Genomic DNA, 14590 nt, shown 5'->3' on the forward strand with positions numbered 1-14590 from the left:
GGTCGTCCGCGTGCGGGGCTCGGCCGCGCCGAGCGACCGGACTCTCGCCCTGGGGTTCACCGGCGGTGTGGGCCCGACTCCGGAGTTCCTCGAAAGCTCTCGGCCAGCACGCGCGCCGTCATGCACTCGTCCAGCGGCGGCAAGCCCGTCCACCTCTTCCACCGGCTCTATGACAGCGAGCTGCGCACCGCCTTCGACATCATCTGCGACCCCATCATGGACCTGGGTGAGCCAGGCCGGGAGTTCGAAGAGCGCAAGATCGAAGAGATCAAGCAAATGGCACGCGACAAGAAGTTCGACGCGCTCATACTCTGGATCCGGTCGCGCCTCGGCGGCAACCTCCGCGAGTCCCTTCAGCACCTTGACGCGCTCATGGACTTCATACGCCGACCGGGACGCTTCCCCGGCCTTGATCGCGCCATGCACGGCCGACGGCAGGGTTCAGTGACGACGCTCACCGTTCCGCCGGGACAGTCACATCCACTGGTCGGGGCCGGGGTCGCCGCATTCCGCTCGTGCGGCGAGGCGCTGGACGTAGTGCGTCCAGCCCTCCTCGTGGGCGGCGCATGCCTCGGGGGTGGGCAGTCCGCTGTGGACGAGGCGCAGCAGGGTGCCGTCGGTGACCGGTTCCAGCGTGATCTCCACGGTGGTGGAGCCGGGCGGTACGGGCATGCCGCCCTCGGCCCAGCCCCAGGTGAAGACCAGTCGCTTGGGCGGGTCGACCACGACGAAGCGGCCCTCGGCGACGTTCTCACCTGTGACGTTCGTTCGGTAGGCCCCGCCCGGCTCGAAGGAGAACTCGCCGTCCTTGCCCATCCAGGACAGCCACTTCTCCCGGTCTGTGAAGAAGGAGAACACGGTCTCGGGCCGGGCGGCGATGCGCCGTTCCACCGTGACTACGCCTGTGCTCACCGGGCCGCCCCTCCGGACCTCTCGCTCCGCTCGGCCGCCTCCGCCGCCTCCGCCAGCTCGGCGAGGGTGTCGAGCCTGGTGGCCCACATCGACTGCAGGTAGTCGGCCAGCGGCCCCATGGCTTCGCGCTCCGCGCGGTAGAAGCGCCTCTTGCCGTCCTGGCGCAGCGTAACCAGACCCGAGTCCCTCAGCACCTTGAGGTGCTGCGAGACCGCACCGAAGGTGACGTCGAAGCGCCCGGCGATCTCTCCGGCGGACAGCTCCGCATCCCAGACCAGGCGCAGGATCTCTCGCCGTCTCGGCTCGGCGACCGCCTGTACCGCATCCATGTGCGTCATTTTAGTCGCCACTTCAGTTTGCCAACGCCGAGGGTTTCATTTTAGTGTCGACTAAAGCAAGTCCGGCCAGCCGGCCGGAACCGAACATGAAGGGACACCCCCGTGGCCGACATCGCGCTTCAGATCCGTATCGACGCCGACACCGACACCGTTTACCGGGCGATCTCCACCGCCGATGGCGTGGCCGGCTGGTTCACCACCGGCGCCGAGATCGGCGAGGGCGTCGGCGCCCTGCACCGGCTCTCCTTTCCCGGTGCGCCGATGACCTGGGACTTCCGTATCGAGACGGCGGAGCCGGGCAAGCGCCTGACGCAGACCGTGGTCGCCGGCCCGCCGCAGTGGATCGGCACCGAGATCGTCTACGCCCTGGAGGCACACCCCGAAGGCGGCACGGTGGTGCGGTTCGACCACACCGGCTTCGCCGTGGTCGACGACATGTTCCGCGAGGTCACGATGGGCTGGGCGGGCATGTTTCTGCGCCTGAAGGAGTACGTCGAGACCGGCAGCCCGGTCCCGTACTTCACCGTCTGAACCCCCACCCACCCCGCACCACCAGGAGCACGACCCATGTCCGAGATCGCATTCCAGGTCGACGTCGACGCCGAGCGCACCACTGTTCACGAAGCCCTGAACACCCATGACGGCCTCACTGGCTGGTGGACCACCGGCGTGAACCGCAAGGACGACATCCTCTTCTTCGACTTCCCGCAGATCCCCGAGCCGTTCCAGCTGCGCCGGGACCAGGCCGACGAGAACGAGGTCCGCTGGACGTCCGTCGGTGCCTTCCCGCCGCACTGGTCAGGCACTGTCATCACCTGGCAGCTGACCGACATCCCCGACGCGTCCGGCACCCGGATCCTGTTCCGCCACGCGGGCTGGCCGGACGACGACCCGGGCCTGCCCCCGGCCGCCTACACCTGGGGACAGCTCATGACCCGGCTGAAGCAGTACGCCGAAACCGCCACCGCGCAGCCCCTGTTCACCCTCTGAGGACCGGCATGGCATACGACGAAGGACTTGCCCGGCGCATCCGTGAGCGCCTCGGAGCACAGGACCACATCACCGAGAAGCGCATGTTCGGCGGCCTTTCGTTCCTGTGCCACGGCAACATGGCCATCGGGGTCATCGGGGACGAGATGATCGTCCGAGTCGGCCCCGACAGCACCGAGGCCGCGCTGGCCCGGCCCGGCGCGCGCGCTTTCGACTTCAGCAGCCGCCCGATGCGCGGCTGGGTCACCGTCGCCGCGTCCGCGCTCGCGACGGACGCCACTCTCCTCGCCTGGATCGACGAGGGGCACGGCTGCGCACTCGGTCTTCCGCCCAAGCAGACATGACCAGCAGGCCGTACGAACGCCGACGGCACGGCACAACGCAGGAGAGCGATGACGATCGACGAGACGGCAGAGCGGGTGATCCCGCTCCCGCCGGAGCAGGTCGCGGCCTACGCCATGGACTGGCGCAACGACCCCGAGTGGACCCAGGGCATCCGCGAGGCAGCGCTGACCCGGGAGGCGGACGCGGGCGGGTTCGGCGTCGGCGCCGAGGTGACCCGTACCGCGTACTTCCTCGGCAAGCGCATCGACTACGTGCTGCGCGTCGACACGTACGAACCCGCCAGGCTGCTGGACATGGTGTCAGTGGCCGGCCCGATGCCCATGCACGTCACCTACACCTTCGCCCCGCATCCCCGCGGCACACTCGCCCGGATCCAGGTCCGCGGCGACGCCGGCGGCTACTACCGCCTGGCCGCGCCCGTCATGGCGAGAAAGGTCCGCTCCTCCATCACCAAGGACCTGCGCGACCTGGAGCGCAGGCTGTCGGAGCCGCCACAGTCCACCGACACCCCCTAGCCGCCGATCGCGCTTGTCGTGTGGGCCTGCGGTGTGCCGTTGGTGAGGACGGCCAGGCGGTAGGTGCCGACGCGAAGGGACGTGGTCGGGTGGCTGCGCCGAATGGTGCGGTCGACGGGCGAGCGCGGAGTCGTCTGGGAGAGGAAGTGGAGCCGCCGGCCGTCGGCGGACTCCACGAACGGGGTGAGGGCGTAATGCTGGACCAGCCGCCCGTCGAAAAGCTGTGCCTCCAGGTGAAGGTCGGACGTGAAGGTGAGCGGCTGTCCCGCGGGGGTCGGATCGCCGGTCGGCCGGAGACCGGTGATGCGCGCCGGGCTGTCGGGGCGGGCTCCGATCAGGGCAAAGGCCTCGAGGCTGCCCTTGCGGATCAGCCCGCGCAGGCCGTGGCGCACCACCGCATCGGTGTGCGGCCGGCCTTCGCGTATCCATCGGTGTGCGGTGTGCAGGGCAGTGGCGGGGTGGTCGTGGGCGATGTCCTTGAGATGGTTGGCCACCGAACGCCGCACGCACTCCTCCGGGTCGGCGCGGAGCCGGTCGAGAAGCGGAACGGTCAGTTGGGGTCGGCGAGCAAGGAGACGCGGGCGGCCACCGGCAGGCAAGGGCGTGAGTCCTCCGACGCGAGCCGACGCAGGTGACCGTCGGGCGATTCGGCCCAGAAGTGGAGGCGGGCAAGGGATCGACTGGCCGGTGCGTTGCGCCCGGTGTCAGCTGCCGGGCTTTCCTGTGTGCGAGGGCTTCGGGTTGTAGTCGCTGTTGCCTGGCGCTTCAGCCGGTGCCGTCGTCGGTGCGGTCAGCAACTTCTCGCAGTACGCGGCAACGTTCCGCTCCCCGCCCGCCGCCGCCTCCAGTCGCGACCGGGCCGCCGAGTCCATGGCCTTGCCGTGCCCACTGACCTTTTGGTACGCACGGCACAGCGCCTCGGCGTTCTGCGCAGGTGCGGGAGCATCGGCGAGGTCGTGCTCTCCGCTGTTGCCGCGCGCCGGGCCGTCCGTCGAGGCACTCTGCGATGCCCCCGGATCCGGCTCCGGCCCCTGCGTCCGCTCCGGCCCCTGCGTCCGCTCCGGCTCCGGCTCCGGCTCCGGCGCAGCAGGCCGCTGCTTGGTGCTGCTGCTACTCGAGGGGCCGGGGGACGGCCTGTCGTCGCCCCCTGTCACGAAGGGATCGGGCAGCGCGCCCGCGGCCATCGCGACCCCGCCGAGAGTCACGCTCGCCACCAGTGCCGCTATGGCCGCCCTCAGCGAACGCGCGCCGCCGCGCTGCGGCTTGGGCCTCCAGTCGTCACGGCGCCGCGGCCTGGTATCGGCATGCGCACCGGCGTCGCGCGCCGCCCTGAACGCAGTGACCGCCTGCTCGGCGGCGTCCGGGTCGACGGGACAGGGCCGAGCGGCAGCGACAAGCAGCGCATCAAGCGCGGGCACTGTCTCACGCACATCCCATTCGTCCCGCTCGTCCGGGAAGTCTCGGTTGTTGCTCATCTCGAACCTCCCAGCGCACGGGCTCCAGTATTCGTCACACGTTGTGCGAGACGCTTCAGCCCGCGATGCGCGGCGGTGCGTACCGCACCAGGCCGTTTGCCCAGCACCCGAGCCGTTGCGGGCCCGTCGAGCCCCACCACCACGCGCAGCAGTACGGCTTCCGCCTGGTCCTGCGGCAGCGTGGCCATCAGCTCCAGCGCCCGCTCGGTGGCCAGCGACTCCAGCGCCTCACCGGCAGTGTCCTGAGCGCCCGGCATCTCAAGCAGGTCCTGCTCGTTGAGCGAACCCCGCGGCCGGCTCTTCTGCCGCCGCAGATGGTCGAGCGCGCGGTGCCGCGCGATGGTCGCGGTCCAGCCGCGAAATCCGGCCCCGTCACCCCGGAAGCGCCCCAGATCGCGGGCTATCTCCAACCAGGCATCTGACGCCACATCCTCGGCGTCCTCGCCGACGAGTCCGCGCAGAAAGCCGAGCAGTCCCGGCTGCACGATCCGGTACGCGATCGCGAAGGAGTCCTCGTCACCGGCCTGGGCACGCTCGACGGCAGCCTCCAGCTCGGCGTCGTACGCTCCCGCACGACGGCGCCCCGCAGCCTCGTTCACACGATCCTCTTCACACCGGCACGGCACGGAACACCGTGCCCGCGTCCCCCGTCGATCTCAGCACCGGGCCGCACAAGAATGTAACAGCCGTTCGAAAGAAAGGCTCCGTGCCGCAGGATGTCGTCACGTCAGACGTCCTGCAGCATCCGGTCGTCCGGGACATCGGCGATCTCGGTCGGCGCGGCCGGCCGGGCGTGCACAGGCCTTCCGTACTGCGATAGCCGGACCGTCATCGGCATCCCGTTGCAACCGCCCTTCATCTTCCGGACGTACGGAACGCCCAGGGCCGACACGTACATGGTCACTGTGTTGTCGTCTCCCTCCCGGGACAACGTGCTTGGCGCCCAGCGGGATGACAACACAATCGGTTTCCGTCCCCAGTGCGGCGCGCTGAGGCAGTGAGGTTGCTGTCGCAGTCGGCGATCACAGCTCGCGTTGGCTTGGGTGGGCAGTCCAGTCGGAGACCGGACCGCCCACCGCCCTACCTGCGATGCCTATGCGCAAGCTCGGTTGTTGCCGTGTCACGCGAAAACACGGAACTTGGGGCTCACGGGGCCAGGGCTGTTCCCAGGTGCGCCCCGGCCGGTGTGCCGAGCTGGGTCGATCCGTAGGAGGTGGACGTGGACAGGCCCAGGCCGGTGCTGTTGCTCGGGACGGCCAGGAGTGTGCCGTTGCCCGTGTCTTCACCCGCCGCGCCGATCGTCAGGTCGGCGCGGCCGTAGCCGGAGAGATCCGTGAGGGAGACGGACGAGCCCAGGTTGTCGCCTGTCTCGGTGGAGCCGGGGACACCGGTGGTGTCCTGCGAGATGGCCTGGGCGCCGGTCCCGGTGAGTCCGGTGGGACTGCCCTTGAGGAGGATCGATGTGCCGGCGTCGGACTGGTTCACCGAGTTGCGGGTGATGTCCTCGTTCGGGGCTCCGGTCAGGACATCCGCGTAACCGTCGGCGTTGTAGTCGCCGACCGAGACGGCGGTGCCCATGGCGTCGCCGGACTCGGCCGCGCCCGGCACGCCGGAGGTGTCCTGGTGGATGACCGTTGCGCCGGTGGAGGTCAGGCCCGTGCCGGCGGTGCCGTAGACGGCGGTGACCTGGCCGCCCGCGTGCGCACTGGACTCGGAGGTGTAGGGCTGGCCGACGGCGATGTCGTCGACGCCGTCGCCGTTGATGTCGCCGGCGGCGAGGGAGCGGCCGCCCTTGACGGACAGGACGCCGACCTTGGTGAGGCCGCCGCTGCTGCCCTTGAACCAGACGAGGCGGCCGATGCCGGCGGCGTCACGGTAGGTGAGGGTGACGTCCGCGTAGCCATCGCGGTTGAAGTCGCCGGATGCGGCGTCCTCGTAGGCGAGTTGGGTGGTGGCCGTGGTCAAGGTGCCGTACTGAGTGGTGGAGCCGGTCAGGTGGGCATTCCAGCTGCCGCCGCTGCCGGTGCCCGCGGAGAAGACGTCGGCTTTGCCGTCGGCGTTGAAGTCGCCGACGGTGACGGCGGAACCGAGCTTGGCGCCCGCCGCGGTGGTGCCGACCGTGGTGTACGAGAGGCCTGAGGTGAGGCTGGGGCCGTACAGGACGGTGACGGCGCCGCGGTCGGCGTTGCCGGAGGTGTCGTCCTCGCCGGGTGCTCCGACGGCGAGGTCCGCGTAGCCGTCCCCGTTGATGTCGCCTACTGCCGTGGCGGCGCCGAACGAGTCGCCGCTCTCCGCCGTGCCCGGGACGCCCGAACTGGCCTGGGTCAGCGCCTTCCTGGCGGCTGCAGAGGGTCCCGTGAGCGAGCCGGGGACGACGGTGAGGCTGCCGCTGGCGTTCTTCGGCATGCCGGCGACGAGGTCGCTGACGCCGTCGCGGCCCAGGTCCGCGGTGGGGCGGACGGCGGAGGCTGTGGGTGAGGTGGTCAGTGCGCGCAGGTCGGCGAGCCGGTCGTGCAGGTTGGCACCGGGGCAGGCGGTCGCCATGAGGTCCTGGTGGCTGGTGATGCGGTCGGTCTCGACCTGCTGGCCCGCGGTGTAGCGGCCGTTGTCGAACTCGGCGGTCAGCGTCGTCTTCGACAGCGGGTCCGCGCCGTACAGACCGAGCTTCCACCCGGCGATACGGGAGATCGCGGCGAGCGCGGCCGGAGTGGGCTTGGCGGTCTCCATGTTGCCCAGCAAAGAGATGCCGACCGTGTCGGGGTTGAAGCCGAGGGTGTGCCGGGCCTTGACCGGCTTGTCGACACCGCCCTTGCTGCCCTCGAAGATCTGCCCGCACTTGTCGACGACGAAGTTGTACCCGATGTCGCCCCAGCCCTGGGTCTTGACGTGGAAGGCCTGGATGGACCGGACCATGGCTGCGGACTGCACACAGCTGTAGCTGTTACTGCCCGCCTCGTGATGAACCACGACGGCCTTGACTGCCGGGCTGTAGACGGTCGGGCACTGCACGATCGACTCGTCCGCGCCCCAGGCGGCGCGGGAGATGATCGCCGGCTTGGGGACAGGCCCGGTGGCCGGCGTCGCGGGCGCAGTCGACAGGCCGTCCAGGCAACGCGGCCCGGTCACCGAGGTCGGCGAAGGCGACGGGCTTGCGCTCTCGGCGGTGAACGCGGCGAGCTCGCTGTCCGCGGCGGGGGACCCGCCCGTCCCGGGGTCGACCAGGTCCAGACGCATCGACGCGGGCAGGGACCGTCTGCCGCTCACCCGGGCCTCGATACCGTCCGACGGGCCCACCCACAGCGGCTCGGTACTGCCGCGCATGCCTTTGCCCGAGCCGTCACGCCCCAAGTCGGGCGGCGTGTCAGCGATCTCGAGCCCGCGCCAGCCACTCCAGGTGCTGCTGCCGGCGGCATGCGTGCGGATCTCCACCTCGCCGCTGAGCCGCGCCTTGGCCGAGGGCCAGCTCACGGCCACCATCGAGAAATCCTCGGTGGTGGTCTGCTGCCGCTCACGCGCCGTCGCGGACGAACCCTCCAGGGCCAGGGTGCGGACGGCGGCGGGACGAACCTCGCGCTGCGAGTCCTCGGGCGAGGAAGTGGTGCCGATGGCCAGGGCGGCCAGCGCGCCGGAACCGATCAGCGCCGTGGCGAGGGAGGGCAGCACGATCCTGCGCATTCTTCGCTGCGGCAGCCGACGACTGCCCAACCCTGTATTCCTGCTGTTCGACACAGATTCCCGCCCTGGTATCTCGATGTGCATGGTCTGCACCAACTCCAGCGCACCAGGCGCCACATCTGTCACATCCTGCTGGCGCCGCTCACGGTGGGCATCAGACGCATCCGTGACTGAATGCGGGACTTTAACGCCACATGCCGGGAGGCAACCGTCGCCATGAGGTGACGATTGCCTCCCTGTACTAAGGAGGCGAGAACGCCCTGGACCTCACATGGGCTGAGTCGGAAGGCGGGCCGATGATTGTCGTAGAGGAGTCGCTGAGGCGTCTCTGCAGGTTGCGGGCGGTGGACTGTTTTCGTCCCGCGGCGCGTGCGGCCTCACCCTGCTCGATGCCCTGGCGCTGCACTGGGGCGTGGAGCAGGGTCCCGGCACCAAGACGGTGTGGTGCGAGCTGCCAGGCGGCAACCGCACCTCCCCTGGTGAGCCCTCCGCGGTCATTCGGGTCGATTCGGAAGGAATGTCCGTGGCCGTGATCGCAAGGTGAATGCTGCTGTACAGTCCGCCCGCTACAGGTTCGGTGGTCGTGACGAAGGAATGGGTACGTGCGAAATCGTTTCAGGTGCGCTGTGTTGCTTCTCCCTCTGTCGCTCTCGCTCGCCGCTTGCGGCACCGAGGACGGGCAGTCGGAGTCGGCTGTGCCGAAGAGCCCGGACACGATGGATTCGCCGAAGCCTTCCGCCGCTTCCGTGCCCGAGTCGCCGGAGGATTTCCTCGACCTCGCCGAGAAGGCGATGGCGGAGGAAAGCGTGTGGACGTTCGCCGTGAAGGGGCGGGAAGGGCTGACGCTGCAGGGCCAGGAGAGCGCTGCGTCCTACCGGGCCACGGTCCGGCGTGGCATGGCGCCGGAGGCTCTGCACTCGCAGGGTGTCAGTACCAGCAGCAAGGGGGCCAAGGAGAACGAGGAGATCTACGTCGTCGACGGCACGGCGTACCTCAAGAAGGGGGGCGCACCGTGGAAGGACGCGCCCGCCTCCGATCCCGAGATGCAGAACAAGGTCGAGGACCCAGTTGCGGCCATCGAGGAGTTCCGGGCGTACGCGCGGGCCGCCACCGGTGACGAGGTGACGCTGACCGCGGCGGACGGCACGGTCGAACTCCGCGTCGGCAGCGACAAGCAGAAGCTGACAGCCGTCCGCGACCATGCGTGGGCGAAGAAGGCGGTGCGGGAGTTCGACCCCACTGCCGATCAGCTCCGCACGGCCGGCATCCCGGTGAGCGACGTGCAGCTCACCCTGTCCGGCCTGGAGGAGGTGTTGGTCCTGGACGCGACGACGTACCGCGTCAAGAGCCACCGCTTCGAGTTCGGCTTTCTGATCCCTTACGGCGGACAGAACATCACGTTCGAGCAGGACGTTCAGCAGGAGAACCAGGGCACGTTCAACGGGAAGATCGAGCTTCCTGCCGACGTGCACTGACCTGGTCCGCAGTTCCAGCGATCGGGGCCAACTGCCGGGCGCCGGCCGCCAACGCCGCCGGCCAGGGCGACGACCGCAAGGCCGGACGGCCGCGCGAGGGCCCGCCCTGTTGCAGAGGCTGGCCATCTGCGGCGGCCCCGGGTGCCCGGGCCGACGCGTATTGGGATGGCCTACGACGAGCCGAGACTGGCATGGTTCACGTGGTCCCTCGCCTTCTCGCCACGCGTCCTGACCCCCCACCTGACGGCGGGGATGCGGGAGTTTCCCCGAGTCGTTGCGACGACGGCTCGGGCGCCACTGCCACGTGGAATGCCCGAGCCGCCATACAGGCGCAGGAGCGAGCCGACACGGGGGGACCCAGCCCGCTCCTGCGGTCGGCGCCCGCATACCTCCCCATGAGAGCGGACGCCCCGATCCGCGTGATCGGGTCACCTTGTCCAGCGCGCCGCGCGTCGGAAACATCACCGGCGACGGGGGATGGTCACGGAGTCAACACTCTTGCGAGGAAATCGACTTGAGACCGTCACGACTCAGTCGCCCTCCTTGCACGTATGCCGGTGAGCGCAACGCTTCCCGCAGGGCCGGCGCAACTCGCAACTCGACAACCTGCGCGGTGGGTGTCGTACCGTCCGATTTCGCACGGGCGCCTCCTGGAGGGGGCGTCGGCTCCGAATGCGGCCCTCGCGGGGCAGGTACGCTAAGGCCGCTGCGGCGCCCCCCTTCATCCGTGCTCTCGCGGTGAGTCATGGCCTGCGGCGATCAAGACGTCTTCGGGCATGAGGAAGAGACACAGTGCTGATAGCGGACCGATACCGGCTGCGGGACGCCATCGGGCGCGGAGCGATGGGCGAGGTCTGGCGCGCCTTCGACGAGACACTGGACAGACCGGTAGCCGTGAAACTGATGCTCACCCGGGATGCCGACCCCACCGCGGCCTCCCGCTTCCGCCTGGAGGCGCAGACCGCCGGGCGCCTCAACCACCCGCACGTGGTCGGTGTCCGCGACTTCGGCGAGTACGACAACCGCCTGTTCCTGGTGATGGACCTGATCGAGGGCGACAGCCTCGCCGGGGCGCTCGCCGCCCAGGGAACACTCCCCGCCGAACGGGTCGCCCGTATCGCCGCCGAGGCCGCGGGCGGACTCGCCGCCGCCCACCGTCAGGGCATCGTCCACCGGGACATCAAGCCCGCCAACCTCCTGCTGGACGCCGACGGCACCCTGAAGATCGGCGACTTCGGCATCGCCCGCTTCCTCGACGACCCCGGTAACGCCCTCACCGCCACCGGCCACATCGTCGGCACCAGCCTCTACCTCGCGCCCGAACGCGCCCTGGGCCACGCCGCCGGTCCGGCCTCCGACGTATACTCCCTGGGCTGTGTGCTGTACCAACTTCTCACCGGGAGGCCGCCGTTCCAGGCGGACTCCGCGCTCGCAGTGCTCCATCAGCACCTCGACTCCGTCCCCGTACCGCCCCGGCAACTCGGCGCCAGTCTCCCGCCCGCCTTCGAGAGCTACCTGCTCGGCCTGTTGGCCAAGGATCCCCAGGAACGGCCCACGGCCGACGAAGCGGCGCACTGGTTCGCACACGGGGCTTGGCGCGGAGCCCCGGAACCCCTGCCACAGGAACACCAGGACCACACCCGCCGGGGCGGGCTGCCTGTCACGGGCTCGAGACCCACTGGGCTCGCGACGCCCGCGCACACCGCAGCTACCGGGGGCGTATTCGTCCCGGCGGCGGACACCGAATGGAGGACGAGTGTGCACCGAGCGGTGCCGCGCCGACCTCGCCCGTCGCTCCTGCGCCGTTCCAGACTCGTGACCGCGCTGGGCACCGCCGCCCTGTTCGTCGTGGCGCTCCTCGTCGGCATGGCCTGGTTCTCTCCCGACACCGGCTCGGCGCAGAGACCGCAGGCTGATCCGTCCACGCCGCTGTCCTCCTCTCCTTCCACACCGGCACCCTCCTCCTCTCCGTCACAGCCCGACGCCCAGGAGACACAGAAGCCGGCCGACAACATCAAGCCGAGGCCCGACAAGCACGGCGGCAAGGGCAAGCACTGACGAGAGCCGAGGCAGGGTATTACCCACATAGCCGAAGGCCGCGCCGTAGCTGGCGAAGAGCGCGGCAAAGCCGAGGACGAACAGCGCGGTTCCGGCCACCATGCGGCCCCGGGCCTGCCGGCCCGCCTGGACGTCGGCAGCGGACATGCCGGTGGCGTACGAGAGATAGCCGGGCACCAGCGGCAGACAGCAGGGCGAGAAGAATGACACTCCACCGGCGAACAGCGCCAGTGGCGCCGCCAGCAACAAGGGCCCGCTGGAGACGAGTTCGGACAGAGCAGCACTCGCGGACGGACCTCCGGGCATCAAGGGCGCGCGTCGCGCTGGACACCCCGCGAGATTACTCCTAACTTGGTTAGGTGATGCGGGAGGGGTTCCCTTCCGCCGTACCGGAGGAGCTCGGCATGGCCAAGACGGTCTCGCATCCGCTGTTCGCCCGGCTCTATCCGCGCATCAACGCCTTCGCCGAGGCGCACGGCTCGGTCGAGCACCGTCAGGAACTCCTCGCAGGGGTGCGTGGCCGGGTGATCGAGATCGGGGCGGGTACGGGGGCGAATTTTCGGCACTATCCGCCTGAGGTCGAGCAGGTCGTCGCGGTGGAGCCGGAGCCCAGGCTGCGCGCCTTGGCCGAGCAGGCTGCCGCCGACGCTGCCGTGTCGGTTCAGGTGCTGCCTGATCGGGCCGAAAAGCTTCCCGTGCCGGACGGCTGCTTCGATGTGGCCGTCTTCTCACTCGTGCTGTGCACGATCGCCGACGCGCCGGGCGCGCTCGCCGAGGCCGCGCGCGTCCTCAAGCCGAACGGGGAGCTGCGCTTTTACGAACACGTTCGGTCGCAGAAGCCCCGCGATTTCCGGCTACAACGGGTCTTGAATCCGCCGTGGCGGCTGGTCGGCGGAGGCTGCAACCTCACCCGCGACACGGAGCGCGCGATCATGGACGCGGGGTTCACCGTCGAGGAGATCCACCGCTTCGACTTCCTGATCAACGGCAGGAGCGGTCCGGCCTCCCCCTCGATCATCGGAAACGCTCGCCCGCACGCCGCCACCTAGGCCGCTTAGGATGTCTGGAGTCGTACCGAGACGGGAGGAGCCCGCATGCCGCAGTTCGGGGAGCTGGAGGCCGCGATCATGGACGCGGTGTGGAACGCGGGCGAGCCGCTGCGCGTACGCGAGGTGCTCGACCGGCTCGGCCGCGATCCTGAGCCCGCGTACAACACCGTGCACACCGTGACCGAGATCCTGTACCGCAAGGGCTGGCTGTCGAAGGAGAAGGACGGCCGGGCTTATAAGTACGGCGCGACCCGCACCCGCGAGACGTACGTCGCGGGGCTGATGGGTGAGGCGTTGTCGGTGGCCGGGAATCGGTCCGCGACGTTGGCCCGCTTCGTGCAGGAGGTGATGCAGCCCGGTGAGGCCGAGGAACTGCAGCGCCTACTAGGCGAGGCTGCAGCGCGGGAGTCGTCAAAGTGATCGTCGCCGCCGTGCTGTTCGGCTACACCGCTCTGCTGTCCACGCTGATGCCCCGGCTGCTGCGGGGTGCGCGCTGGGCTGAGCAGGCGCCTCGTCTGGGCATCGCGGTCTGGCAGGCGCTAGGGGTGTCCGCCCTGGCCGGTGCCGTGATGGCAGGACTCGCGCTGACTGTGCCCACGGTGCGCGTGAGTGCCGACCTCGCCTCGATGTTGCAGGCGTGTGTGATGGCACTGACCGCGCAGTACGCCTCGCCAGGCGGGGCTGCGGCGGGCGCGGCGGGCGCCGTGTTGGCGCTGGCAGTCCTCGGGCGTACCGCCTGGTGTGCGGGCGCGGCCATGCTGCGGATCCGGCGGGAGCGTCGCGATCACCGCGAGGTGCTGGACATGGTCGGTCGCCGCGATGCAGCACGCGGCGTGGTCGTTCTGGAGCACGCGGAGGCGGCGGCGTATTGCCTGCCGGGCCGCCACCGCCGCACCGTGATCACTACCGGTGCATTGCAGGCGCTGGACGACGAACAGTTGGCGGCTGTGCTGGCCCACGAGGACGCCCACCAGGCCGAGCGCCACGACGCGGTACTGGCCTGGGCGCAGACACTGGCCCGCGCCTTCCCCCGAGTACCGCTGTGCCGTACGGCCGAGAACGAGATCGCGCGACTGGTCGAGATGCGCGCCGACGATGTCGCCGCCGCTCGCTCCGGGCGGCTGACCACGGCCGCAGCCCTGCTGGCGGTGGCTGGCGGGCACACTCCGGCCGCGGGACTCGCGGCGGGCGGCTCCACTGCCGCCCAGCGGGTGCGCCGCCTGATCGAGCCGCATCGCCCGCTCAACCGGGCCCGCATCGCGGCGGGCTCTCTGACCGCCGCAGCCGCACTCGCCCTCCCGCTGCTGGTCCTCGGCGGCCCGGCGGCAGCCGCGATGCAGCTGAACTACTGTCCCGACGGCACCCCGCCGTCTCAGGTCACGACCATGCGCTGATTTTCCCACAGGCCCGTCCGGCCATGAGCAGTCGCACTGTCTCGGTGGGCATCTCGCTCACTGGTGAGTCCTCAGCAGCGCAAGCCGTCGTTTGTACTCGTCGTCGTCGATCTCCCCGCGGGCATACCGCTCAGCCAGTACATCCTCGGCGCGTGCTTGCCCGCCGACCGGACCGGGCGTATCCGCTTTCCGGGTGCCGCCGACGTAGCGAACGAGCGCGATGATGCCGACGACGATCAGCCCCCAGAACAGAAGCATGGTGATACCCATGCTGAGCCAGTAACCCAAGCCCCAGCCGTACCCCCACATCATCGCGATCACCCTTTCGGCAAGCACAGCCGACCGGTACACGGCCGGGTGGCTG

17 protein-coding genes are annotated in these 14590 nt (G+C 69.9%); 9 read left to right on the top strand and 8 right to left on the bottom strand.

What is annotated here, in order from left to right:
* Positions 1-474 precede the first annotated feature (474 nt).
* Together ACWCP8_RS11305 and ACWCP8_RS11310 are read right to left on the bottom strand one after the other, a co-directional pair.
* Complete coding sequence (locus ACWCP8_RS11305; protein ID WP_352267388.1) at positions 475-912, bottom strand: SRPBCC family protein; 438 nt, start codon at positions 910-912, stop codon at positions 475-477.
* On the bottom strand, positions 909-1241 hold the full coding sequence (locus tag ACWCP8_RS11310) for an ArsR/SmtB family transcription factor (protein WP_451115539.1): 333 nt from the start codon (positions 1239-1241) through the stop codon (positions 909-911). Before ACWCP8_RS11310 ends, ACWCP8_RS11305 begins: the two co-directional genes overlap by 4 nt.
* Positions 1242-1352: 111 nt before the next feature.
* Between ACWCP8_RS11310 and ACWCP8_RS11315 the strand changes: the two genes are divergently transcribed.
* The 4 genes from ACWCP8_RS11315 to ACWCP8_RS11330 are packed head-to-tail and all read left to right on the top strand — an operon-like array spanning position 1353 to position 3100.
* Positions 1353-1781 (top strand): SRPBCC family protein, encoded by a 429-nt coding sequence (locus ACWCP8_RS11315; RefSeq protein WP_451115541.1) that lies wholly within the window; start codon positions 1353-1355, stop codon positions 1779-1781.
* A 36-nt stretch (positions 1782-1817) separates the two neighbouring features.
* Positions 1818-2240 (top strand): SRPBCC family protein, encoded by a 423-nt coding sequence (locus ACWCP8_RS11320; protein WP_352267391.1) that lies wholly within the window; start codon positions 1818-1820, stop codon positions 2238-2240.
* A gap of 8 nt (positions 2241-2248) precedes the next feature.
* The gene (locus tag ACWCP8_RS11325) at positions 2249-2584 is read left to right on the top strand and encodes a TfoX/Sxy family protein (protein ID WP_352267392.1); all 336 of its coding nucleotides are present in this window, start codon (positions 2249-2251) and stop codon (positions 2582-2584) included.
* Between the two features lie 48 nt (positions 2585-2632).
* Positions 2633-3100, top strand: a complete 468-nt coding sequence (locus ACWCP8_RS11330; RefSeq protein ID WP_352267393.1) for an SRPBCC family protein — start codon at positions 2633-2635, stop codon at positions 3098-3100.
* On the opposite strand, the gene ACWCP8_RS11335 is transcribed toward ACWCP8_RS11330, so the two are convergent.
* The 5 genes from ACWCP8_RS11335 to ACWCP8_RS11355 form a co-directional block, all read right to left on the bottom strand.
* Complete coding sequence (locus ACWCP8_RS11335) at positions 3097-3699, bottom strand: hypothetical protein (RefSeq protein WP_451115544.1); 603 nt, start codon at positions 3697-3699, stop codon at positions 3097-3099. The genes ACWCP8_RS11330 and ACWCP8_RS11335 overlap by 4 nt on opposite strands.
* 105 nt (positions 3700-3804) lie before the next feature.
* A complete protein-coding gene (locus ACWCP8_RS11340; protein ID WP_451115546.1) occupies positions 3805-4575 on the bottom strand; it encodes a hypothetical protein in 771 nt (256 codons plus the stop codon).
* Positions 4572-5174, bottom strand: a complete 603-nt coding sequence (locus ACWCP8_RS11345) for an RNA polymerase sigma factor (RefSeq protein ID WP_352267396.1) — start codon at positions 5172-5174, stop codon at positions 4572-4574. Before ACWCP8_RS11345 ends, ACWCP8_RS11340 begins: the two co-directional genes overlap by 4 nt.
* 128 nt (positions 5175-5302) lie before the next feature.
* Positions 5303-5479: a hypothetical protein gene (locus ACWCP8_RS11350; RefSeq protein WP_352267397.1), complete on the bottom strand. Its 177-nt coding sequence runs from the start codon at positions 5477-5479 to the stop codon at positions 5303-5305.
* Positions 5480-5721: 242 nt separating this feature from the next.
* A complete protein-coding gene (locus tag ACWCP8_RS11355; RefSeq protein WP_451115549.1) occupies positions 5722-8238 on the bottom strand; it encodes an FG-GAP-like repeat-containing protein in 2517 nt (838 codons plus the stop codon).
* Between the two features lie 638 nt (positions 8239-8876).
* Here ACWCP8_RS11355 and ACWCP8_RS11360 point away from each other — a divergent pair.
* The 5 genes from ACWCP8_RS11360 to ACWCP8_RS11380 all read left to right on the top strand — a co-directional run bounded on the left by ACWCP8_RS11360 (position 8877) and on the right by ACWCP8_RS11380 (position 14226).
* Positions 8877-9725 carry a hypothetical protein gene (locus ACWCP8_RS11360; protein WP_451115551.1) on the top strand — a complete coding sequence of 283 codons (849 nt, stop codon included), beginning with the start codon at positions 8877-8879 and terminating at the stop codon, positions 9723-9725.
* A 792-nt stretch (positions 9726-10517) separates the two neighbouring features.
* Positions 10518-11783, top strand: coding sequence for a serine/threonine-protein kinase (locus tag ACWCP8_RS11365; protein WP_451115553.1), 1266 nt, complete (start codon positions 10518-10520; stop codon positions 11781-11783).
* A gap of 404 nt (positions 11784-12187) precedes the next feature.
* Positions 12188-12832, top strand: coding sequence for a class I SAM-dependent methyltransferase (locus tag ACWCP8_RS11370; RefSeq protein ID WP_451115555.1), 645 nt, complete (start codon positions 12188-12190; stop codon positions 12830-12832).
* 45 nt (positions 12833-12877) lie between these two features.
* Complete coding sequence (locus tag ACWCP8_RS11375; RefSeq protein WP_356004879.1) at positions 12878-13252, top strand: BlaI/MecI/CopY family transcriptional regulator; 375 nt, start codon at positions 12878-12880, stop codon at positions 13250-13252.
* Positions 13249-14226: a M56 family metallopeptidase gene (locus ACWCP8_RS11380; protein WP_451115557.1), complete on the top strand. Its 978-nt coding sequence runs from the start codon at positions 13249-13251 to the stop codon at positions 14224-14226. The genes ACWCP8_RS11375 and ACWCP8_RS11380 overlap by 4 nt, the downstream gene beginning before the upstream one ends.
* A gap of 57 nt (positions 14227-14283) precedes the next feature.
* Here the strand turns inward: ACWCP8_RS11380 and ACWCP8_RS11385 are convergent, their stop codons facing one another.
* Positions 14284-14562 carry an SHOCT domain-containing protein gene (locus ACWCP8_RS11385; RefSeq protein WP_352267405.1) on the bottom strand — a complete coding sequence of 93 codons (279 nt, stop codon included), beginning with the start codon at positions 14560-14562 and terminating at the stop codon, positions 14284-14286.
* Between the last annotated feature and the right edge of the window lie 28 nt (positions 14563-14590).

This window comes from Streptomyces sp. NPDC002206, from assembly GCF_053593595.1.